Source organism: Streptomyces sp. NPDC058470 (assembly GCF_042721055.1).
Taxonomy (GTDB): domain Bacteria; phylum Actinomycetota; class Actinomycetes; order Streptomycetales; family Streptomycetaceae; genus Streptomyces.
In genome coordinates this window covers 54,735-76,588 of record NZ_JBHXMF010000026.1, presented here as the reverse complement: position 1 = coordinate 76,588, position 21,854 = coordinate 54,735, and the positions used below count along the sequence as shown (strand labels likewise).

The window sequence follows — 21,854 nt, the reverse complement described above, 5'->3', positions numbered from 1 at the left end:
GTCGCTCCGACTACTGATCAGTGGGCGGAGTTCGACGCGTTCCGCCGAGCAACTTCCGTGCGAATGAGGGGACTTCATGACCGGGGCCGCATCCGGGACCTCTTCCGCAGGTCCCGCCGTCTCCTCGGAGAGGGAGCCGCACCAGGATCCGGAGGACCGCCCCGCAGGCCGCGGCAGACTGCTGAGCACACTCGTGGCGCTGTCCGTCACGCTGGTGGTCTCCGTCGTGGCCGGCATCGCGCTGGGACCGACCGTCGTGCCGCCGACCGATGTCGTGCACTTCCTGTGGGCGGCTCTCACCGGTGGCGGCATCGGGGCGGACGAGGTGACCGGGTACTCCATCGTCTGGCATGTGCGCACCCCCAGGGTGCTGCTCGCGGCGGTCGTCGGCGCCGGGCTCTCCGTCGTCGGCGTCGCCATCCAGGCACTGGTGCGCAACGCCCTCGCGGACCCGTTCGTGCTGGGTATCTCGTCGGGTGCGTCCGTGGGGGCGACGGCCGTCGTGGTGTTCGGGATCTTCGCGGGTCTTGGGGTCTTCGCCCTGTCGGCCGCCGCGTTCCTCGGGGCCCTCGGTGCGACGGTGCTGGTGTACCTGGCCGCACGCGGTCCGCTCGGCCTGACGCCGCTGCGGCTGGTGCTGACCGGGGTGGCGCTGGCGTACGGATTCCAGGCGTTGATGAGTGTCCTGGTCTTCCTCTCTCCGAACGGGCAGGCCGCGCGGACGGTGCTGTTCTGGCTGCTCGGCAGCCTGGGGTCGGCGACCTGGGAGTCGCTGCCCCTGGTGGCGGCGGCGGTTCTGGTCGCGGTCGTGGTGCTGTTGCGGCAGAGCCGGTCGCTGGACGTGCTGTCGCTGGGGGACGAGACGGCGGCGAGCCTGGGCGTGGACGCTGACGCCCTGCGGCGGGGGCTGTTCGTGCTCACCGCGGCCGTCACCGGACTGATCGTGGCGGTCAGCGGCGCGATCGGGTTCGTCGGTCTGGTGCTTCCCCATGTCGTACGGATCTGGGTCGGCTCGACTCACCGGCGGGTGCTGGCCGTGGCGCCGCTCGCCGGGGCCTGCTTCATGGTCTGGGTCGACCTGGTGGCCCGTACCGCGTTCGCGCCCGAGGAGTTGCCGCTCGGCGTGATCACGGCACTGATCGGTGTGCCCGTGTTCGTCGTGCTGATGCGGCGGCGCGGCTATCTGTTCGGAGGCCAGTAGATGGCCCCCTCTGTCCTCTCGCTGCGCGACCTGTCCGTCCAGGCGGCCGGGCGGGCGCTCGTCGACCGGTTGAACATCGATGTGGCCGTCGGTTCGATCGTGGGGCTCGTCGGGCCCAACGGCAGCGGCAAGTCCACCGCTCTGCGCTGCGTCTACCGGGCGCTGAAGCCGACCTCCGGCGCCGTCCTGCTCGACGGCACCGACCTGACCTCGCTGAAGCTGCGTGACAGCGCCCGCTCGATCGCCGCCCTGACCCAGGAGAGCCACACCGAACTCGACTTCACCGTCGAGGAGGTGGTGGCCCTCGGCCGTTCTCCGCACGCACGCGGCAACCATCCGCTGACCGCTCGCGAGCGCGAGCTGTGCCGGCAGGCGATGGACCGGCTGGACATCGTCCACCTCGCGGACCGCAGCGTGCTGACCCTGTCCGGAGGCGAGCGCCAGCGCGTACTCGTCGCCCGCGCCCTCGTCCAGGAGCCCCGCGTCCTGGTCCTGGACGAGCCCACCAACCACCTGGACGTACGGCACCAGATCGAGCTGCTCTCCTTCCTGCGCTCATCCGAACTGACCGTCCTCACCGCCCTGCACGACCTCAACCTGGCGGCCCAGGTCTGCGACCGCATCGCCGTGCTCGGCTCCGGGTGTCTGGTCTCCTCGGGTACTCCCGCGGAGGTCCTGACGCCCGAGCTGGTCCGCAAGGTGTTCGGCGTCGACGCCATGGTCGTGCCCCATCCACGGACCGGAACCCCGCAACTGCTCTACGACCTCGCCCCGGCGCCCGCCGGCACCCCCACAGCAGCCGACGCTCCCCCGGAAGGACCACACTCGTGATCAGACCACCGTTCCCCCGCGCACTCGCCGCCGGACTACTGGCGACCGGGTTCCTGGTGACCACCGGCTGCGGCGCGGACGTCGAGCCCGCGGCGGAGGCCGAGCCCGCCACGGTCACCGTCTCCAACTGCGGCGAGGACGTCACATACGCCCGGCCCGAGCGCCCGGTCGCCTACGACGTCAGCGGCGCGGAGAAGATGTTCTCCCTGGGCCTGGCGGACCAGATGCGCGGTTACGTCATGAACGAGCTCGGCGACCCGTCCATCGAGGGCTCGCCCTGGCGCAAGGACTACTCCGAGGTCGAACGGCTGGGCACCGAGCGCATCACCCGGGAGATCGTCGTCGACGCCAAGGCCGACTGGGTACTGGCCGGATGGAACTCCGGCTTCAGCGAGGAACGCGGTATCACCCCGGCCCTGCTCGACAAGGTCGGCATCGCCAGCTATCTGCACACCGAGACCTGCTGGGACTACGGCGACAAGAGCGTCGACGTGACACCGCTGGAGGCGCTCTACACCGACCTCGACAACCTGGGGAAGATCTTCGGTGTCGAGAAGCGGGCCGACGAACTCGTCACCGACCTCAAGGACCGTGTCACCGCCCTGAAGAAGACCTGGCCCGCCGGGGACGACCCGGCAAAGGTGTTCGTCTACGACTCGGGCACCGACCAGCCGTTCACCGCCGGCCGGCACGCCGCTCCGAACGACGTCATCACCGCGGCCGGCGGCACCAACGTCTTCGGCGATCTCGACAAGGGCTGGACGACGGTGGGCTGGGAACCGGTCATCGAGGCCAAGCCGGAGGTGATCGTGATCATCGACTACGCCGACCAGCCGGCCAAAGACAAGATCGCCTTTCTCAAGTCGATGCCCGGCCTGAAGTCGATACCGGCGGTGAAGGACAACCGCTTCCTCGTCATGTCCTACGGCGACGCGGTCAGCGGCCCGCGCAACGTCACGGGTGCCGAGGACCTGGGCCGCTACCTGCGCTCGGTCGGGCTGTGACGGTGACCCCAGCGCGCATCGCACCCGCCGCACCGGGCGCCCCGGTCCACGAGCACATCACCGACGCGATCAAGGCTCCGGACCTGCTGCGGCTGTCCGGCAACGTGGTCCTGGCCCGTTTCGAGACGCTGAAGGTGTACGCCGCCCTCGGCGCCGTCCGCACACTGCTGGCGCGCGGGACCGTGAAACCGGGTCAGACCCTCGTCGACAGCTCCAGCGGCATCTACGCTCTGGCCCTGGCGATGGCCTGCCACCGCTACGGCCTGCACTGCCACATCGTCGCCTCCACCACGGTCGACGCCACGATGCGCGCCCAGTTGGAGATCCTCGGCGCCACCGTGGACCAGATGCCGCCCTCGAAGGATCTGAGACTCGACCAGGAGGGGCGGGTCCGGCGAGTCCGGCAGCTGCTGGCCGAACGGCCGGGCCTGTACTGGATGCGTCAGTACCACGACGGCGTCCACTACACCGGCTACCAGGAGTTCGCCGACCTGGTGGACCGGGCGCTGCCCGATGTGCCGCTGACCGTGGTGGGAGCCGTCGGCACAGGCTCGTCGAGCGGCGGGCTGGCCGAGGCACTTCGCGGACGCGGGCGAGACGTACGCCTGCTGGGACTCCAGCCCTTCGGCAGCGTCACCTTCGGCAGCGAGGGGTTCAGCGACCCCGAGGCGATCATCGCCGGGATCGGCAGCTCGATCCCGTTCGACAACGTTCGCCACGACCTCTACGACACCCTTCACTGGCTCGACTTCCGGCACGCCATGGCCGGCGCCGTCGGTCTGCTGCGGGAACACGCCGTGTTCGCCGGCCTGTCCACCGGCGCCGCCCACCTCGTCGCGGGCTGGGAGGCCGCCCGCGACCCCGAGCGCACGCACCTGGTCATCGGCGCCGACACCGGTCACCGCTACACAGAACGCGTCTTCGCCCGCCACCACGAGGCCCTCGACCCGCGCACGCTCAAGCCCCACCAGATCACCAGCCTCACCGACCTCGCGCTGCCCTGGTCGGTCATGGAGTGGAAACGGCGGCGGTACGACGTACGGCAATCTGCCGTGCCCTCTGCTCCCGCCGTGCCCTCTGCTCCGACTGTTCCCGCTGTTCCCGCTCTTCCCGCGGAGGCAGCGGTCTCGCTCGCCGCACCGACCAAGGAGGACCAGGCATCGTGACCATCGCCGCCCTGGAGGCACTCACCTTCGGCCTGGGACGCCTGATCGAGGCGGCCGGCAACGCCGGACACCGCCTGTGTCTGCTCACCGGCAACCGGGACGTCTACCGCCACGAACTCGCCCACCTCGACCCCACGGCACTGGACATCGTCGACCTCGACACCACTGACGAAGCCGCCTGCGCCGCCGCTCTGGCCGCCGTGCCCGACCTGTGCGGGCTCATCAACTCGACCGACACCTGGAGCGTCCCGGGCGCCGACCTCGCCGCCAAACTCGGGCTGCCGGGACCCGATCCGACCGCGGTCCGTCAACTGCGGGACAAGAGCCGGGTGCGCAACCTCCTCCACGAGCGTGGCCTCAGCCGCGGTGGCGCTCTCGCCGTTCCCGTCGATCCCTCCTCGGCGGCCGTCGAGATCCTCCGTGAGGTCGGTCTGCCCGCCATCCTGAAGGACTCCGCGGGCACCTCCTCCCGCAACGTCTGGCCGGTACGCGACGAGCACCAGCTGCGTACGGCCCTCACCGATGCCGCCCAACGCCCCTTCAACGGACGGCTGTTCGCCGAACCCTTCTTCTCCGGCCCCGTCTACAGCGCGGAAACCCTCAGCTGGGAGAACGAGACGAAACTGCTCGGTGTCCTCAGCCGGCAGATCTCCCCCGAGCCCTCCGTACGCGAGGAGGCGGCGGCCTTCCCCGTCGCCCTCCCCCGCCCCGAACTCGACCTGATCCAGGACTGGGTGGCGCGCGTACTGGCGATCGCCGGCCACGACAGCGGCTTCGCACACGTGGAGTTCGTCCTCACCACCGAGGGCCCGGAACTGGTGGAGATCAACCGTCGTATCGGTGGCGCGCTCGTCGGCGAGGCACTGTGCCGCGCCCTGGGCACCAATGTCTACGACGCCATGGTCGACACGGCTCTCGGCCGCCGCCCCGCGCTGCTGGACACCGTTGCTGTCGATGACACCCCCGGTCCCGCGACCGCCTTCGTGCTCGTCTACCCCGACCGGCCCGGCACGCTCATCGGCTGGACCGGCCTGGACGGTCTGTCCGCCTTCCCCGGCTCGCCCGAGTGGTACCCCACCGCCGTCCCCGGCCGGCGCGTGGAGCACCTGAGCGACCAGCGCAGCTGCACAGGCATCGTCCTGGCCGAGGCTGCGACGGCCGAACTGGCCCTGCACCGGGCGCTCAGCGCCGCCGGAAGCGTACGGCCGGTCGTCGCGACGGACGACGACGACCGAGGATGACTACGACGTCGTCGCGGAAGCCGGGCGGAGGTCCGCGCTCCCGCCTCGCTCCGCTCAAGGCACTCACCGGCCCGCAGTACTTCCTGCTGGCCGGTTCATTCCTGATCCCCTTGGGCAGCTTCGCCGTGCTGCCGTTCATGTCGATCCTGCTGCACGAGCGGCTGGGCATCGGGCTCGGCACCGTCGGCGTGGTGCTCGCCATCGCCTCGCTCGTGCAGTTCTCCGGCGGCGTCGTCGGGGCCGCGATCGCCGAGCGGATCGGGCTGCAGCGCACCATGCTGCTCGCCCTGGTGATCCGTACGGCGGGCTTCGCCTGCTTCCTGCCGGGGCTGAGTCATCCGGCCGCGGCTGTCACCGCGCTCTTCCTCGTGTCCTGCGGTGCAGCGCTCTATCTGCCTGCCAACAAGGGGTACTTGGTGCACCACGTGGAGGAGCAGCAGCGCCCGCTGCTGCTGTCCGCGAGCAGTTCCGCCCTCAACGCCGGTGTCGCCCTCGGCCCGATCGCCGCCGCACCCTTCGTACTCAGCGCCTCGGCCGGGCTGTTCACGGCGGTCTCCGTGCTGTTCGCAGCGATCACAGTGGGGCACGCACTGCTGCCCGTGGAGAAACCCGACCGCCGACCGGACGAAGGGAGAGTCGACATCGAGGGGCCGCCCCGGCGCCGGGAGAAGACACTCGCCGGACTGGCTCCGATGCCCTTCGCGATCACCGTGCTCAGCGTGTACGTCTTCATGTTCTTCCAGCACTACCTCGCGGTCTACGCGGTACCCCGGACCTCGACGTTCTTCTACGCCCTGGTCCTCGCGCTGTACGCCCTGCTTCTGGTCGTCGCTCAGCCCCTCCTGTCGGACTGGATAGCCCGCCTGCCCTACCCCCGGGCCCTGCGACTCGGCTTCGCCGCGCTGGCCACCGGGATGGCCACCCTCGCCCTCGGCCACCCGGCCGCCATCCTGGCCGGAGCCCTGCTCATCTGCCTCGGCGAGATCATCCTCTTCCTCAAGAACGACCTCGAAGCCCTGAACCGGTCCAGCCGCACGCCCGCCGTCGTCTTCGGCCACCAACGCCTGGCGGCCGGAATCGGCGCGTTCGCCAGCGGCATCGCGGGAGGCGGGGGCTACGAACTGGCAGAACGCTCCGGTCACGCCGGACTCTTCTGGACAGCGGTCGCGGTGCAGGGCGCGCTGCTCCCCCCGCTGCTGATCCATACGCTGCGCCGTCTCCGGCCGGGCGCCACCACAGCCGACCCGGACCGCCCGGCCACAGCACGGACGCGTTGACTCGGTCGGGACAGGCACTGGTACTGGTGCGTCAAAGGGGTCTCGACGAAGAAGTGTCAGAGGATGTCGAGAACGGTCTGGCGGCTCCGTCCCAGGGGCAGATGCCGCCACCGGGGCACTACCACCAAGGAGACCCGTCATGACGATCCAGCGGATGGACAACGTCCTCATCGTTGTCGCCGACCTTGACGCCGCTATCGCGTTCTTCGTAGAACTCGGCATGGAGTTGGAGGGCAGGATGCCGATCGAGGGACGTTGGGTGGACCGTGTCATCGGGCTCGACAACGCCCGACAGGACCTGGCGATGCTGAGGACCCCGGACGGCCACAGTCGGCTGGAGCTCACGCAGTTCCATACACCGCAGGCGATCAGCGCCGAGCCTGCCGTCGCACCGACGAACACACTGGGCATTCGCCGCATCATGTTCGCCGTCGACGACATCCAGGACGTCCTTGCCCGCCTGCAAGCCCATGGTGCCGAACTCGTCGGCGAGGTGGCGCAGTTCGAGGACAGCTATCTGCTCTGTTACGTCCGCGGACCCGAGGGCATTCTCGTCGGACTGGCCGAGCAGCTCAGCTGATGGCCTGATGGATCTATCGACGATCGCATTACCAGATCTGATAATTTCATCATTACGGCAACGCTGCCGGGAGGGCACCGTGAGTAAAACAGTGATCCGCGTCAGGACCGCACCCTCACCGCCACGAGCCTCCGCCCGGCACAGGCCCTCACGCTGCTCGCCCGCTTCAAGCCCCTGGACCCCGGCGAGCTGCTGCTGACCGGACCCGAAATGAGCCGCGCATGAGCATCGAGCACCCCTCCTCGGACATCCCCGTCGCCATCATCGGCGCCGGACCGGTAGGCGTGACCACCGCACTCCTCCTCGCCCGCCGCGGAATCCGCAGCATCATTCTCGAACGCCACCAGGACGCCTATCCGCTCCCCCGTGCCGTCGTCGTCGACGACGAGGTACGCAGGATCCTCCAGGCCGCGGGCGTCGGCGAGGCGTTCGCCGCGATGGCCCGCCCTGGCAAGGGGCTGCGGCTGCTCGACGCCCGGCACCGGGTGATGGCCGAGTTCCGCCGTGTTGAGCAGGGCCCGCACGGCTACCCGCAGACCAGCATGTTCGAGCAGCCCGCACTGGAGCGACTGCTGCGCGACGCCCTGGCCCGGCGCCCGGAGTGCGAACTGCGGAGCGGAGTGGAGGTCACCGGTATCGGGCCGGACACCGAGGGCCCGGTGCGCGTGACGTACCGCGCTCCCGACGGCGAGCACCACCTGTTGGCCGACGCGGTCCTCGGCTGCGACGGTGCGAACAGCCTCACCCGCGAGGCGATGTGCGCCGTATGGGAGGACCTGCGCTTCGAGGAACGCTGGACCGTCATCGACGTGCGGACGACGGTCGACGTCCGCTCCTGGGAGGGCGTCGACCAGGTCTGCGACCCGGACCGGCCCGCGACCTTCATGCGCGTCGGCGAAGACCGCTACCGCTGGGAGTTCCGGCTGCGGGACGGGCGGGAGCCGGTCCGTGAGCTGGTCGCTCCGTGGCTGCCGCCCTCGTACGACGGGGACTTCGAGATCGTCCGCGAGAGCGAGTACACCTTCCGGGCGCGGGTCGCGAACCGTTGGCGAAGCGGCCGGGTCCTTCTCCTGGGCGACGCGGCCCACCTCACGCCGCCGTTCATCGGACAGGGGCTGTGCTCGGGGTTGCGTGACGCCTACAACCTCACCTGGAAGCTCGCCCGGGTCCTCCGACAAGGCGGTGACGAGCGGCTGTTGGACGCCTACGAGAGTGAGCGCAAGCCGCACCCACGGCATGTGATCCGGCTCGCGGTCGTCCTGGGCTGGGCCATGACCGGCGGTCAGGACGGCGCCGCCGCGCTGCGCCGCAGACTCCTGTCCGTGATCTGCCGCATACCCGGCCTGACGGAGGCGGCCAACCGCGACCTCAGCCCGGCACTGGCCGCCGGGCCTCTCGTGGGGCGCCGTACCCGCCGGGGCAGCCGCCTCGTGGGAACCCACTGTCCGCAGCCGTGGATCGACGCCGACGGACGGCGGGCCCGTCTCGACGAAGTACTCGGCGACACCTTCACCATCCTGACCGCCGCCGACCCCTCACCCTCGCTGAAGGCACTCGCCCACGGGCTCGGCACCCGGGCGGTGCCCGTGGGCGAACTCCGCGACGACGGCACCCTCGCCGTCTGGCTGCGGCGAGGCCGCGCCGACGCCGTTCTGCTGCGCCCCGACCGCGTCGTGATGGACGTTGTCCCGACGAACGGCCGGGCCTTCTTCGACACAGCCGTCTGGGCACCCCTGCTGTGCACCACCCGCGAGTACGTCGAACAGAGCTCGTTCGCCGCCCTGTCGAGGAGTTTCACGCGATGACTGACACCGCCGCTCAAGGCGGTCTGCCACACCCGAGCCGAAGTTCTGGCTGCGATGTACTGACCAGCTCATCAGAACTGTGGCGGATGGGTCACATTGATAGAGTCGCACGTATGCCCACGTCAGCGCCCCCTCGCAACCGCTTCGAACGACGCCGCGCCGAGACTCGTCAGGCGCTCGTCCGCGCGGCCCGGCAGATACTCGCCGAGACCGGCGACACCAGCGCGAGCATCCAGACGATCGCCGACCGGGCGGACGTCGGCTTCGGCACCTTCTACAACCACTTCGAGTCGAAGGCCGAGTTGTTCGACGCGGCGGTACGGGACGCCCTCGAAGAGTTCGGCCAAGCCTTCGACGAGCATCTTCAGGGAGTCGACGACCCCGCGGAACTCCTCGCGGGTGGATTCCGCCTCAGCGCACGCCTGGCCAACTCCCGGCCCGAGCTGATGCAGGTTCTGCGTCACCGTGGCCTCAGCCACCTCCACGCGGACTCGGGCCTGGCTCCGCGCGCCATGCGTGACCTGGAGGTCGGCATGGCCTCCGGCCGCTTCGCCATCACCGACCCAACCATCGCGGTGACCGCCCTGGGCGGTTCCTTGCTGGCACTGGTGGAGCTCCGGTTCGCCCAGCCCGAGCGCGATGGCGACGAGGCGGCATCAAGCCTGGCCGAAATGCTGCTGCGCATGCTGGGCGTCCCGCCCGAGGACGCCCGCGAAGTCGCCTGGCGACCCCTGCCCGACCTTGACTGAAGAGAGAGTCCTGAGGGCCGACACCGTCGTCGCCCACCCGAGTCCTCAACCGCATGCGGTCGGTTGAGGGCTCGCGGACGTCCGGCGTCGGTGAGGTCGTCTCACTGACCGCCGTCCGTCGGCGACGTCGCCGCCGTGTCGTCGGCCGGTGTCTCGTCGCCCGACGACTCGTCACTCGTGTCCTCAGTGACGACGATCACGGTGCTGCCCGCCTCGACCTCGCTTCCCGCCGCTGGGGTACTCGACGTCACCACGGCGTCGGACGCCTGGGAGTACCCGGAGGCGACACTGACCTGGAGCCCGAGCCCGCCCAGTTCGTCCTGGACCTCGCTGAGGGTGCTGCCGACGATGTCGGTGGGGATCTGCACGGTCTCCACGGTTTTGGCGACCTGGATGTCGATCGTCGAGCCCGGATCGACCTCCTCGCCGGAGGCGACGCTCTGTCCGACGACAGTGCCGGCCTCGGCTCCGTTGTCGACCTCGGTCGTGTCACCCGGCTTCAGGTCATTTTCGGCCAGCAGTTCCCGGGCCTCGCTCGCCGTTTTGCCCGTGAGGTCCGGAACGGTGGATTTCTCGGCCGCCTTGGCCACCGTGAGGGTGATCTCGGTGCCCTTCTCGACCTTGTCGCCGCCCTCGGGGTCCTGCTCGAGGACAGTGCCGGGGTCCTCCGTGGACTCGACGTGCCGGAGCTTCACCTTGAAACCCTCGCCCTCCAGGATGCCGGAGGCGTCGTCCTCGTCCTTGTCGACGACATCCGGCACCTCCACCTTCGGCGCGCCGGTGGAGACGGTCACCGACACGGCCTCCCCCTTGTCGAGTTCGCCGTCCGTCGGACTCTGCGTACATACGTAGTCCGTGGGCTGGTCGGCGCAGGACTCGCGCTTCGCCACGGTGAGCGTGAGGCCGACGTTGTCCGCCGCAGTCCGAGCCTCGTCGAGAGTCATGCCGACCAGCCCCGGAACGGCCACCGTGCCGTCGTCGACCCCGCCCCGCCCGAACATGAGCCAGCCGACCACGAGCGCCGCGACCAGCACGGCGACGCCGGCCACGACCAGCGCCACGCTCCCCCGGCGGCGCCCGGCCCCCTCCTCGCCACCCTGCGGGGCGTCGCGGTCGTACGAGCCGCCTCCGTCGTACGAGTCGTCGGTCCCCTCCGTCCGGGGCGCGGCAGCCGCCGCCGATCCCGTACTCACTCCCGTGCTCGATCTCGCACTCAACAGTGCCTCGATGTCGGCGAGCATCTCCCCGGCGGACTGGTGGCGGTACCAGGGATTCTTCTGCAGGGCGCGCAGGACGATCGCGTCCACGTCGGGGCCGATCCCGGGGTTGTAGAGGCTCGGCGGGCTCGGAGCCTCCTGGATGTGCTGGTACATCACCGCCATCGGCGAGTCACCGGTGAACGGCGTGCGGCGGAAGGTGAGCAGTTCGTACAGCAGGCAGCCCACCGAGTACAGGTCGGACCGGGCGTCGATGTCCTGCCCGAGCGCCTGTTCCGGCGAGAGGTACTGAGCAGTGCCGATGACGACGGACGTCTGCGTCATACCGACGTCGCGCGCGTCGCGGGCGATCCCGAAGTCCATGACCTTGACCTGACCGGCCTGCGTCACCATGACGTTGGCCGGTTTGATGTCCCGGTGCACGATGCCCTGTTGGTGGGAGTGGTCGAGGGCCCGCAGGACACCGGCCGTCAGGTCCAGAGCACGTTCGACGGTCAACGGCGGTCCGGAGTAGAGGGCTTCACACAACGTCGTCCCGTCGACGTACTCCATCACGAGGTACGGCAGCGGGAATCCGGCGCCCGCCCATCCGCCGCCGTACGACATGGAGGCGTCCTCGCCCGTGTCGTACACCGCGGCTATGGCGGGGTGGTTGAGCGACGCCGTCGACTGGGCCTCCCGGCGGAACCGTTCCTGGAACTCCGCGTCGTGGGCGAGATCGGCGCGCGGGGTCTTCACGGCGACGAGTCGGTCGAGCCGGGCGTCGTGCGCGAGGTGCACTTCGGCCATCCCCCCGGAACCGAGCAGCAGGCGCAGCTCGTACCGGCCCCCGACGACGGCCACCGGCACCGGATGGGAGGAGGTCAGGTCGTCTGGTCCGCCGAAATTCACTGGCTTCTCCACTACGGGATCGGGAAGTCGGCGCCTGCGCAGGGGGCGACAGCGCGCCGAGCCGCCACGTCACAGCAGCACGAGCAGATAATTGCACAGCTGAGGGTAATTAAAGAAGTTGGCGTATGCGGGACGGCCCCGGTGCCTTCGCGCCAGGGTCCGTTCGAACCGTTTTGTCGACAGCCACGCCGCGGCCCAACCGTCGGCTACAGGCTCCCTGCGGCCGTCGCGGCCACGTCATCGACCACGACGCGTGCCTGCTTCTCCGGCACACCGGCCGCGATGAGGGTGGCGACGGCCGTGCGCGTCCCGTCGTCCTCCAGTGCCCCGGTGTTGACCTCTATCAGCAGGGCGACCGTCATCGCCTCCAGACCGGCGCTCAGTACCGCGGGTGGCAGATGGGAGGGGAAGACTCCCTCCCGCTGCCCCCGCTCCACGATCGCCGTGACTTTGACCCGGGCGGGTTCGAGGATCTCGGCGACACGTTCCATGCCCAGGTCCCGCTGGGCAAGCGCCAGGAGCATCCGGTACTGGTCGCCGACCGGCCACACCGACAAGGAGAAGTGCGCGAGGGCCCGCTCGGCCGGCTCTGTCGCCTTCCCTCCGACCGCCACGGCGGCCCGGACAGCCTCGGCGGCCTCCTCGGCCAACGCATCCAGGAGCGCCGCCCGTCCCGGGAAGTGCCCGAAAAGAGTGCGCCTGACCACACCGGAGGCGCGGGCCAGCTCCTCCAGAGTGATGTCGGGGTTCCGCCCGAGCTCCTGGCGCGCGGTGGCCAGGATGCGCGCCCGGTTGGACCGTGCATTGCGTCGCTGCGGCACGCGGCCAACGGACTGGGACACGGAAGAACCTCGATGAAGGCGGGACGAAGAACGGGCACCTTCATTCTGTCACGCACGCCCCGGCCCGAACCGTGGCCGATCCGAGCGGCCCGAACCGTGGCCGATCCGAGGGCGGGGCCATCTGAAACCCTGCCTCGTGCGACGGCACTCACAAGACCGGGGAGAGCACGACGACGTGGGTGATCGGTGCGGTTGTCACGCGGACCGGTCCCGGCGTTCGGCGCCCAGCCGAACGAAGTAGTCGATGAGGTCGGGCTCGTCCACGACATCCGGGTTGACGACCTGCTCCACCGGGGCGCCCTGGAGCAGGCGCTTGATCGGGACCTCCAGCTTCTTGCCGGTGCGGGTGTGCGGGATGCCCGGCACGCCGCGGATCTCGTCGGGGACGTGGCGCGGGGAGACCTCGCTGCGGATGGCGCCGCGGATCTTCTCCCGGAGGGTGTCGCCCAGGCTCGCGCCGGCGGCGAGGACCACGAAGAGTGGCATCCAGTAGCCGCCGTCCGGCTCCTCGGCGCCGATCACCAGCGCCTCGGTGATCTCCGGAAGCCGTTCGACGACGTCGTGGATGTCGGCGCTGCCGAGCCGTACGCCGTTGCGGTTCAGGGTGGAGTCCGAACGGCCGTGCACGGTCACCGAGCCGTGTCCCGTGACCGTGATCCAGTCGCCGTGCCGCCACACGCCGGGATACGTGGAGAAGTAGGCGTCGTGGTAACGGCTGCCGTCGGGGTCGTTCCAGAAGTACAACGGCATCGACGGCATCGGCCGGGTGACGACCAGCTCGCCGACCTGGTCCACGACCGGGAAGCCCTCGTCGTCGAACGCCGCCAGCGAGACTCCCAGGTGCGGCGCCGACAACTCACCCGCCCAGATGGGGGTGTTGGGCGCGCTGCCCGCAAAGCCGGCCACCACGTCCGTGCCACCGCAGATCGAGGCCAGCAGCACGCGGTCGCCCACGTGGTCGCGGACCCATGGGTAGGCGGAGGCGGGCAGCGCGGAGCCGGTACAGCCCACCACGCGGACGGAGGACAGGTCGTGCCCCGACGGATCGATACCGAACTTGGCCATGCCCAGCAGGTACTGAGGGCTGGTACCGAACGCGGTGACCCGGTGGCGCGCCGCCAGCTCCCACAGGATGTCGAGCTTGGCGAACGGCGCCGGGCTGCCGTCGTACGTGCACGTCGTGGCACCGGTCAGCAGCGTCGAGGCGACCATGTTCCACAGCATCCAGTTGGTGGTGGTGTACCACAGGAGGCGGTCTCCGGGGCCCAGGTCGGAGTGCAGGCCCAGGGTCTTCAGGTGCTCCACCAGCACGCCGCCATGGCCGTGCACGATGCCCTTGGGCAGACCTGTCGTGCCGGAGGAGAAGACGACCCACAGAGGGTGGTCGAACGGTACCGGCGTGCAGGCGAGTTCCTCGATGCGGGTGGACGCGTCCTCCCACGGGACGACCAGTGACGGGTACGCCCTCGACGGCCACGGCAGGCCCACGTGGTCCACCAGCAGCGTCGCCTTCAACGCCGGGAGCGCGGCGGCGAGTTCGAGGGACGCGTCGCGTCGGTCGTGGGTGGTGCCGTTGAAGAGGTAGCCGTCGGCAGCGATCAGCACGGTGGGTTCGAGCTGGCCGAACCGGTCGGCGGCCGCCTGGGGCGCGTAGTCCTGCCCGCACACCGACCACACGGCACCCAGACTCGCGGCGGCCAGGAACGCGACGATCGCGTGCGGGGTGTTGGGCAGGTAACCCACCACCCGGTCGCCCGCCCCCACCCCCAGGTCACGCAGGGTTGCCGCGACGGAGGCGACCTGGGCACGCAGTTGTTCTCCCGTCACCTCGTAGCCGCTGCCGGTCTCATCCAGGGCGATGATCGCCGGACCGTCGGAGGGCAGGTTGCGCAGGGCGTGGTGGGCGTAGTTGAGGGTGGCACCCGGGAACCAGCGGGCGCCGGGCATGATTTCCTCGGCCAGTACCCGTTCGTACGGAGTGTCCGCGTCGATGTCGAAGTACTCCCACACCGCAGCCCAGAAGCCGGTCAGATCGGCGACCGACCAGCTGTGCAGGGCAGCGTAGTCGGTGCCGTCCAGGCCGACATGGCGGGCGAAGTCCACGATGCGGCTGTCGGCGACGGCCTGCGGATCGGGTGTCGTGAAGGGTTCGGGGTACGGCCTGATCATCGTGCGGCGCTCCTCAAATTGTGCTCGGCGCTCATGTGCGGCTCGATTCGGGTTCTACTTCGCGTGCGTGACGGGTGTGTGCTGCTCGCCGAGGTCGATCCGGCCGTCCGGGGTCGCGATGGTCGCCGTGATCACGTCGCCCGTGTGCAGGTAACGCGGGTTCCTGGCCTGGCTCTTGAAGAACGCCTTCCACTTCACGGCGGGCGGCAGCAGCGCGCCGATCTTCTCGACCGGCTTGGGCGGGGCCTTGAGTGCGGTCCCGCCGGGGGTGCCGGTCAGGAGCAGGTCGCCGGGCTCCAACGTCTGGAAGCGGGCGAGCAGGGTGAGGGCCTGCGCCGGACGGACGATCATGTCGGCGAGGGTGCGGTCCTGGCGCAGCTCACCGTTGACCGACAACTTCAGTCGCAGATCGAGAAGACGGGCGAAGTCCTCCGGCTCAAGGAGCGCCAGGTAGGGGCCGGTCGGTGTGAACGTCGGGTACGACTTGCTCTCGTAGAACTGCGTCTTGGTCAGCTGTACGTCACGGGCGCTGACGTCGTTGGTGATCACGAGCCCGGCGACGTACGACGGCAGGTCCCGCTCCTCGACCACGGTGCCCACCGGCAGCGGTGCGCCCATGACGAGGCCGAGTTCGATCTCGTAGTCGAGGAGCTCCACATGGGAGGGCCGGACGATGCTGTCGCGCGGGCCGCCGACCGAGCCGGACGCCTTGCGGAAGAAGGCGGGCGGGATGTCACCGGTGAATCCGGAATCACGGGCGTGGCTGCGGTAGTTGACCATCTGCGCGACTACTCGGCAGGGGGTGGTCACCGGGGTGAGCGCCACCAGGTCGGTGACCGGCGTGCCCGCTTCGCCCGAAAGGGCTGCCTCTCGCACGGCGGCACGGTCGGCGATCAGTTCGGCCGTGGTGACGGCCTTGGTGTCGACGGGGACGGCTCGGTCGTCGAGAACGACCCACCAGCCGTTGGCGGTGCGCAGGACGTTGGTGCTCATGTCTTTGCCTTCATCAGAGGGGTGGAGGTCAGGAGTTGGCGGCCTTGAGCAGACCCAGCAGACGCGCCGGGTCCATCTCGCTGTCGCCGCGCAGGGCTTCGAGGACGTCGCGGACCCGCTGCGGGGAGGGGCTCGCGCCGAGGAAGTCCCTGGTGGCGGGTGGGCCCCACTGAGCCAGCCCGCTCGTCGACATGGGAGCCCAGCCGGGTTCCAGGTCGCAGGAGAACAGGTCGCCGTCGGCGAAGTGCTCCAGCAGGAAGCGGTCCGGGTCGCGCCAGTAGTCGAAGAGCTGACTGCCCAGGATGTGCCGCCCGATGCCCCAACTACGCTTGTAGCCACGCTCGTTCAGGTACTCGCCGCCGGCCGCGATCGAGTCCAGGTCGGCCACCTGGTAGGCGGAGTGCACATAGCCGTTGCCCGGCCCCAGATGCATGGCCAGGGTGTGGTGGTCGACGACCCGGCCGCCCAGATCGCAGCGGATGAAGGCCATGGACGGGCCACGCCCGCGTTGCCCGTCCAGGAACAGGAAGTCGGACACGATCATCCCGAGGGTGTCCAGGTACCAGTCCAGAGCCCGGGCGAACACCCGCGTCTCCAGCACCACATGACCCAGCCGCTGAATGCGGGACGGCTCCCGCGGCGGGCGCTGGGTTGCGTTCGTACGACGGTGTTCCGTGCCGAAGTTGAGCAGCAGCGGCTGCTGTTCCGGTAGCTCCGGGAGCGGTTCGGCGCAGTGCACGACCCGCACCGGAAACCCGGACGGGTCGAGCAGGCCGACCACCGTGCCGCCGCCGGGGACCTCCGCGTCCCGTACGTCCGTCCCCGTCGCCCGGGCCAGCCGGTCCAGGTCGGCCCGCTCGGCCGCGCGGAACGCCGGTCCGATGAAACGGGACGTACGGCCGCCTCTGATCACCATGCAGGGTGAGCCGGCGAAGGTGCCGCGCAGCCACAGCTCGTTCTTGGTGCGCGCGGCGATTTGAAAGCCGAAGTCACGGGCGAAGACCTCGGCCCGGTCCAGGTCGGGCTTCTCGAACTCCAGCCAGGCCAGGTCCGCCACCTTGATCACGGGATTCCGGGATCTGCCCGGATGCTCGCCGCGCAGGGCGCCTTGCTCGCTGTGGAGGTCCTGGTGAGCGGTCTTGGCATCGGCCCCGTTGATGCGGGTTTCAGACATGGTGCCCTCCGAGCAACATCATTTCAATGATGAAATCATCAAGTGTGACCAGTGAGTCATCAAGACAACAACAGCAGAAGTTGATGAATCTATCAAGACTGCTGCTTCCATCATTCAAATAGCTGGACGCGTCCGACCCCTACGCGCCGATGCACTCGGACCGGTCGAGCCTTCGGGCACGCGTGACGGCGAGACCGTCGTCCACTCCTACAGCGATCAGGGCGGCGATCGCCGTGCGCGTGCCGTCGTCGGCCCAGGTCCCGGCGTTGACACACTCCAGGAGCCCCACCACGATCCCCTCCAGCGCTCGACTCAGCGGGCCGGGCGGAATGCTGGTCCGGAAGGCCCCCTGCCGCTACCCCCGGGCGATGATCGCCGCCGCCATGTCGCGGGCGGGGGCGAGGAGTTCGTCCACCCGTTCGGCCCGGAGGTCCTGGAGGGCGAGGCAGAGCAGGATGCGCTCGCGGTCGCCGACGGGCCACACGGCGAGGACGAAGCGCGCCAGCTCCGTGACGGCGTCCGACGCGTGATCCTCCGGTACCGCGAGCGCCTGCCGCAGCGCCCGTGCGGCTTCCTCCGCCAGCCCCTCCACCAGCGCTGCCCTGCCGCTGAAGTGGCCGTAGACCGTACGACGCACCGCACCGGCCGCCTCGGCGATGTCACCGACACTGCTGTCGGGGTCGCGGCCGAGTTCCTGCCTGGCCGCCTCGAGGATGCGGGCCCGCGTGAGGCGGGTGCGGCTGCGTGCGTTCCGCGACGTATGCACCGGTCATGCCGGGACCTCCGGTCGTCGTTGGGGAGGGCAGCCCGATAGTTGCACGCTAACGGGTAATTAACTAGCCTGCGCGCCCATGGGCAGACATGACCAAGGACCTGGATCTGTCCAGCAGCGACATGCAGTGGGGGCATCGACGGCTACACCGCCGCCTACGGCGCACTGATGCCGGTGCTGGGCTCGATCGGCGACACGTACAACCGTCGCGGCGCGCTGTCACCGGCCCCGGAGCCATCGGCAGACCGCTGATCGGGGGCTTGGCCACGGCTTCACCCGAGCCGGAAGAGCTCTCCGTGACGTGGATGTGGCAGCTCGGTGCCGCGCAAAGGCGGGCCGGAAGCGTCAGCGGAGAGGCCTGCGGGTGATCGACACCGGCGGCATCAAACTCACCGGCGGCCCGTTCACGGGCAGGCACGAATCGTCCGGCTCGATCAGGACGGCCTTCCACCCGCATCTCTGCGTCTCCGCGTGGTCGCGGCGGCCCGGGGCAGGGACCTCGAACCCTGCCGCTCGCACATCTGCAAAGCCGTCCGGGCCCGCGCTCCCGCCGGCTGGATCTACGAGTAACACCGGGGCCGACACAGCAACGGGCGACTGACACTCCCACCGAGGACCCCTCAGGCGCCCGCCGAGCGGTAAGTGCTGCTCACCGTGGCGAGCAGGGCTCCCCCTGCCATTGGCCGGACGATCCGTCCGTCAGGCAGGATGGGCGCCATGACCGAGATCCACACCCCCCGCCTCCTCCTCCGCCGCTGGTACGACGACGACCTCACGCCGATGGCGGACATCAACGCGGACTCCCAGGTCATGCACTGGATCGACGACGGCTCGGTGCGCGACCTGGAGTACACCGCCGAGGAGATCGAGCGGTGGGAGGAGGAGTGGGACGAGGAGGGGTTCGGGATCTTCGCGGTCGAGCTGTTGGCCTCGGGCGAGGTGGCCGGCTTCGCGGGGCTGTCCGTGCCCGAGTTCCTGCCGGAGGTGCTGCCCGCCGTGTCGATCAGCTGGCGGCTCGGCTCACAGTTCTGGGGCCAGGGGTACGCGTCCGAAGCCGCCCATGCCACGCTGGAGTTCGCGCTCCAGGACCGCGGCCTCGACCGTGTCATCGCCATCAACCGGATGGGCAACGACGCCTCCGAGAACATCATCACCAAGCTCGGCATGGTGCAGGAACGCGAGACGACCCACCCGGTGTACGGCTATCCACTGCACGTTCATGCCATCGATCTCACCGAGTTCGAAGGCTGATCACGAGGCGCCGGCCGCGATGTCCGGCGCCGCGATGTGACCGGAGGTCATCGCGACGCCGATCGTGGAGCCCGCGCCCGCGTAACTGTGCCCCATGACCGCGGCGCCGGCGTTCCCCGCGGCGTACAGGCCCGGGATCGCGGAGCCGTCCGGCCGCAGGCCGCGCGTCGGTGCGCAGGCCACCCTTGCGTCGGGGACACCGGCGGCGAGGATCACCGGGGCGCTCCAACCGGGCGTTAGGGACGGACGAGCGTGCTGTACCCCGGGAAGCAACAGGCGCCGGGCGTCCCGGTTCTGATGTGGCGTCAGGAATGTTGCGCGGGAGTCTTGTGAAGTCAAGGGGCGGCCGCCGGGCACCGAGAAGCAGCGCGCCAGGGGGGTGGTTCCCACCACGACGATCCGATGGCCCGCTACTCCCCCGCGACCGGGCCCTCTCCTGCCGTCCCGAAATCGGACGCAAGTTACCTAGAGGTATGTAGTGACTTAACACGCTCGCAACAGTAGAACGTGTTCTCACTCGTCAAGAGTGAGGAGTGTCACATGAACGACACTACCATGCACAACAAGCCCACCAGAGGTGTCTCGCGTCGTAGATTCATCACTGGAACAGGTTCTATTCTCGGCGCGGTAACCCTCTCGGCTCACGTCGCGTCGGCCCAGGCGCAGGCGGTCACGGCAGCCGGACCGATCACCCCCGGCGCCCATGTCGCCGCCCTGGTGATCGGCACCGGGTACGGCGGTTCCGTCGCCGCCCTGCGTCTCGCCCAGGCCGGCGTCGACGTACACATGATCGAGATGGGCATGGCCTGGGACACCCCCGGCACGGACGGCAAGATCTTCGCCAACACCACCACCCCGGACTACCGGTCGTACTGGCTCCGCACCAGGACCAAGCAGCCCCTCAGCAACTTCCTCGGCTTCCCGATCGACAAGGACGTCCCCCGCTACACCGGGATCCTGGACGCCGAGGAGATGGGCGGCATCATCGTCTACCAGGGCCGCGGGGTCGGCGGCGGTTCCCTGGTCAACGGCGGCATGGCCGTCACACCCAAGCGCGAGAACTTCGCCGCCGTCCTCCCCTCGGTCAACGCCGATGAGATGTACGGCACTTACTACCCGCGGGCCAACGCCGCGCTCGGGGTCAGCACCATCGACCCGGCCTGGTTCGACACCACGCCCGGTTACCAGTACGCGCGGGTCGGCCGCAAGCACGCCCAGCGGTCCGGGTTCCCGTTCGTCTTCGTCCCCGACGTATACGACTGGGACTACATGAAGCAGGAGGCAGCCGGAACCGTTCCCAAGTCGGCGATGGCGGGCGAGATCCTCTACGGCAACAACTACGGCAAGAAGTCACTGCAGAAGACCTACCTCGCTCAGGTCGCGGCTACCGGCCGGGTCACCATCTCGCCGCTCCACAAGGTCACTTCGGTCGCCCCGGCGGCCGGCGGCGGCTACACGGTCCTCATCGACCAGATCAACACCAACGGTGACACCACGACCACCAAGACCGTGACGGCGGACCGCGTCTTCTTCGCGGCCGGCAGCGTCGGCACCAGCAAGCTGCTGGTCAAGCTGAAGGCCACCGGCGCGCTGCCCGCCCTCAACTCCGAGATCGGCAAGGGCTGGGGCGACAACGGCAACGTCATGTGCGGTCGCGCCAACCACCTGTGGGACGCGACCGGCTCCCTCCAGGCGAGCATCCCGTGCGGCGGCATCGACAACTGGACCGCCGGTGGCGCGTTCGCCGAGGTCGCACCGCTGCCCACCGGAATCGAGACCTGGGCCTCGTTCTATCTGTCGATCACCAAGAACCCGAACCGTGCCCAGTTCACCTGGAACGCCGCAACAGGCAAGGCCGAACTCGACTGGCAGACCGCCTGGAAGCAGCCGTCCATCGACATGGCCAAATCAATCTTCGACAAGATCAACGCGACGGAAGGCACGATCTACCGCACCGACCTCTTCGGCGTCTACAAGATCTGGGGCGATCACCTGACCTACCATCCGCTCGGCGGCGCGGTGCTCAACAAGGCCACCGACAACTACGGGCGTCTGCATGGCTATTCGGGCCTGTACGTCATCGACGGTTCGCTCATTCCCGGCAACACCAGCGTGAACCCGTTCGTCACCATCACCGCACTCGCCGAACGGAACATCGAGAAGATCATCGCCACCGACCTGTAACGGCGGCGACCACGCAAACCCGGTTCAGTGCGTGGGCAGCACGCACACGGCGTCGAGGCCGAGGACATGGTTGAGCCGGCCGAACGCCAGCCAGGAACCGATGCTCATGCTCAGCTCCACGATCTCGTGCTGACTGTAGTGCGCGGTCATCCGCGTCCAGAACTCGTCATCGAGACCGTGGTGGTCCAGGGCGTACCGCTCGGCGTACTCCGCGGCCAGCCTGGTGCGGTCGTCGAAAACGTCGGTGGTACGCCACTGGGTCACCGCCTGCGCGAACTCCTCCTCGACCTTCTGGCCCTCGCGTTCGGTCCGCCAGTCGAGGCAGAAGAGACAGCCGTTGATCTGCGCGATGCGCAGCCGGGCGGCCTCGAACTCGCGCAGCCCCAGGGTGGTGTGCTCGTACACGGACAGTGAGAAGTTCGCGGCGGCCATGCCGATACCGGGGACCATCTCGCCCCACACGTACCCGATCGGTTCCTGGCCCTCGGGGATGTCGATCTGCATGGT

19 protein-coding genes and 2 pseudogenes are annotated in these 21,854 nt (G+C 69.3%); 12 read left to right on the top strand and 9 right to left on the bottom strand.

The features are described from left to right. The first annotated feature begins 76 nt into the window (after positions 1–76). From ACFWP7_RS20470 to ACFWP7_RS20425, 10 genes and pseudogenes are all read left to right on the top strand, one after another. Positions 77–1,201, top strand: a complete 1,125-nt coding sequence (locus tag ACFWP7_RS20470) for a FecCD family ABC transporter permease (protein ID WP_384382956.1) — start codon at positions 77–79, stop codon at positions 1,199–1,201. Then, positions 1,202–2,032, top strand: coding sequence for an ABC transporter ATP-binding protein (locus ACFWP7_RS20465; protein ID WP_384382955.1), 831 nt, complete (start codon positions 1,202–1,204; stop codon positions 2,030–2,032). Then, the gene (locus ACFWP7_RS20460; protein WP_384382954.1) at positions 2,029–3,036 is read left to right on the top strand and encodes an ABC transporter substrate-binding protein; all 1,008 of its coding nucleotides are present in this window, start codon (positions 2,029–2,031) and stop codon (positions 3,034–3,036) included. Before ACFWP7_RS20465 ends, ACFWP7_RS20460 begins: the two co-directional genes overlap by 4 nt. Further along, positions 3,033–4,202 (top strand): pyridoxal-phosphate dependent enzyme, encoded by a 1,170-nt coding sequence (locus ACFWP7_RS20455; RefSeq protein WP_384382953.1) that lies wholly within the window; start codon positions 3,033–3,035, stop codon positions 4,200–4,202. Before ACFWP7_RS20460 ends, ACFWP7_RS20455 begins: the two co-directional genes overlap by 4 nt. Then, positions 4,199–5,443, top strand: a complete 1,245-nt coding sequence (locus ACFWP7_RS20450) for an ATP-grasp domain-containing protein (RefSeq protein ID WP_384382952.1) — start codon at positions 4,199–4,201, stop codon at positions 5,441–5,443. Before ACFWP7_RS20455 ends, ACFWP7_RS20450 begins: the two co-directional genes overlap by 4 nt. After that, positions 5,440–6,720, top strand: coding sequence for an MFS transporter (locus ACFWP7_RS20445; protein WP_384382951.1), 1,281 nt, complete (start codon positions 5,440–5,442; stop codon positions 6,718–6,720). The genes ACFWP7_RS20450 and ACFWP7_RS20445 overlap by 4 nt, the downstream gene beginning before the upstream one ends. A 139-nt stretch (positions 6,721–6,859) precedes the next feature. Then, complete coding sequence (locus tag ACFWP7_RS20440; RefSeq protein ID WP_384382950.1) at positions 6,860–7,300, top strand: VOC family protein; 441 nt, start codon at positions 6,860–6,862, stop codon at positions 7,298–7,300. An 87-nt stretch (positions 7,301–7,387) separates the two neighbouring features. Then, positions 7,388–7,504: pseudogene (locus tag ACFWP7_RS20435) on the top strand (fumarylacetoacetase); the annotation flags it as partial. Positions 7,505–7,521: 17 nt separating this feature from the next. Next, entirely contained in the window at positions 7,522–9,105 is a 1,584-nt protein-coding gene (locus tag ACFWP7_RS20430) for a bifunctional 3-(3-hydroxy-phenyl)propionate/3-hydroxycinnamic acid hydroxylase (protein WP_384382949.1), read from the top strand. Between the two features lie 113 nt (positions 9,106–9,218). Further along, a complete protein-coding gene (locus ACFWP7_RS20425; protein WP_384382948.1) occupies positions 9,219–9,854 on the top strand; it encodes a TetR/AcrR family transcriptional regulator in 636 nt (211 codons plus the stop codon). Between the two features lie 101 nt (positions 9,855–9,955). On the opposite strand, the gene pknB is transcribed toward ACFWP7_RS20425, so the two are convergent. From pknB to ACFWP7_RS20390, 7 genes are all read right to left on the bottom strand, one after another. Next, positions 9,956–11,974: a Stk1 family PASTA domain-containing Ser/Thr kinase gene (gene pknB / locus ACFWP7_RS20420; RefSeq protein ID WP_384382947.1), complete on the bottom strand. Its 2,019-nt coding sequence runs from the start codon at positions 11,972–11,974 to the stop codon at positions 9,956–9,958. Between the two features lie 194 nt (positions 11,975–12,168). Then, positions 12,169–12,804, bottom strand: coding sequence for a TetR family transcriptional regulator (locus ACFWP7_RS20415; protein WP_384382946.1), 636 nt, complete (start codon positions 12,802–12,804; stop codon positions 12,169–12,171). Between the two features lie 195 nt (positions 12,805–12,999). Then, positions 13,000–14,973 (bottom strand): acetoacetate--CoA ligase, encoded by a 1,974-nt coding sequence (locus ACFWP7_RS20410; protein ID WP_384382945.1) that lies wholly within the window; start codon positions 14,971–14,973, stop codon positions 13,000–13,002. Between the two features lie 54 nt (positions 14,974–15,027). Further along, positions 15,028–15,966 carry a fumarylacetoacetate hydrolase family protein gene (locus ACFWP7_RS20405; RefSeq protein ID WP_384382944.1) on the bottom strand — a complete coding sequence of 313 codons (939 nt, stop codon included), beginning with the start codon at positions 15,964–15,966 and terminating at the stop codon, positions 15,028–15,030. A gap of 28 nt (positions 15,967–15,994) precedes the next feature. After that, complete coding sequence (locus tag ACFWP7_RS20400) at positions 15,995–17,140, bottom strand: VOC family protein (protein ID WP_384382943.1); 1,146 nt, start codon at positions 17,138–17,140, stop codon at positions 15,995–15,997. 139 nt (positions 17,141–17,279) lie between these two features. Then, positions 17,280–17,432: a hypothetical protein gene (locus tag ACFWP7_RS20395; protein WP_384382942.1), complete on the bottom strand. Its 153-nt coding sequence runs from the start codon at positions 17,430–17,432 to the stop codon at positions 17,280–17,282. A gap of 63 nt (positions 17,433–17,495) precedes the next feature. Then, on the bottom strand, positions 17,496–17,906 hold the full coding sequence (locus ACFWP7_RS20390; RefSeq protein WP_384382941.1) for a TetR/AcrR family transcriptional regulator: 411 nt from the start codon (positions 17,904–17,906) through the stop codon (positions 17,496–17,498). A gap of 723 nt (positions 17,907–18,629) precedes the next feature. On the opposite strand from ACFWP7_RS20390, the gene ACFWP7_RS20385 reads away from it, so the two are divergent. Continuing rightward, positions 18,630–19,163: a GNAT family N-acetyltransferase gene (locus tag ACFWP7_RS20385; protein WP_384382940.1), complete on the top strand. Its 534-nt coding sequence runs from the start codon at positions 18,630–18,632 to the stop codon at positions 19,161–19,163. Here the strand turns inward: ACFWP7_RS20385 and ACFWP7_RS20380 are convergent. Beyond that, positions 19,164–19,350: pseudogene (locus tag ACFWP7_RS20380) on the bottom strand (FAD-binding protein); the annotation flags it as partial. It abuts the gene before it with no gap. A gap of 353 nt (positions 19,351–19,703) precedes the next feature. Here ACFWP7_RS20380 and ACFWP7_RS20375 point away from each other — a divergent pair. Beyond that, entirely contained in the window at positions 19,704–21,347 is a 1,644-nt protein-coding gene (locus ACFWP7_RS20375) for a GMC oxidoreductase (RefSeq protein ID WP_384382939.1), read from the top strand. Between the two features lie 24 nt (positions 21,348–21,371). Here the strand turns inward: ACFWP7_RS20375 and ACFWP7_RS20370 are convergent, their stop codons facing one another. Next, the gene (locus ACFWP7_RS20370; RefSeq protein ID WP_384382991.1) at positions 21,372–21,851 is read right to left on the bottom strand and encodes a carboxymuconolactone decarboxylase family protein; all 480 of its coding nucleotides are present in this window, start codon (positions 21,849–21,851) and stop codon (positions 21,372–21,374) included. Between the last annotated feature and the right edge of the window lie 3 nt (positions 21,852–21,854).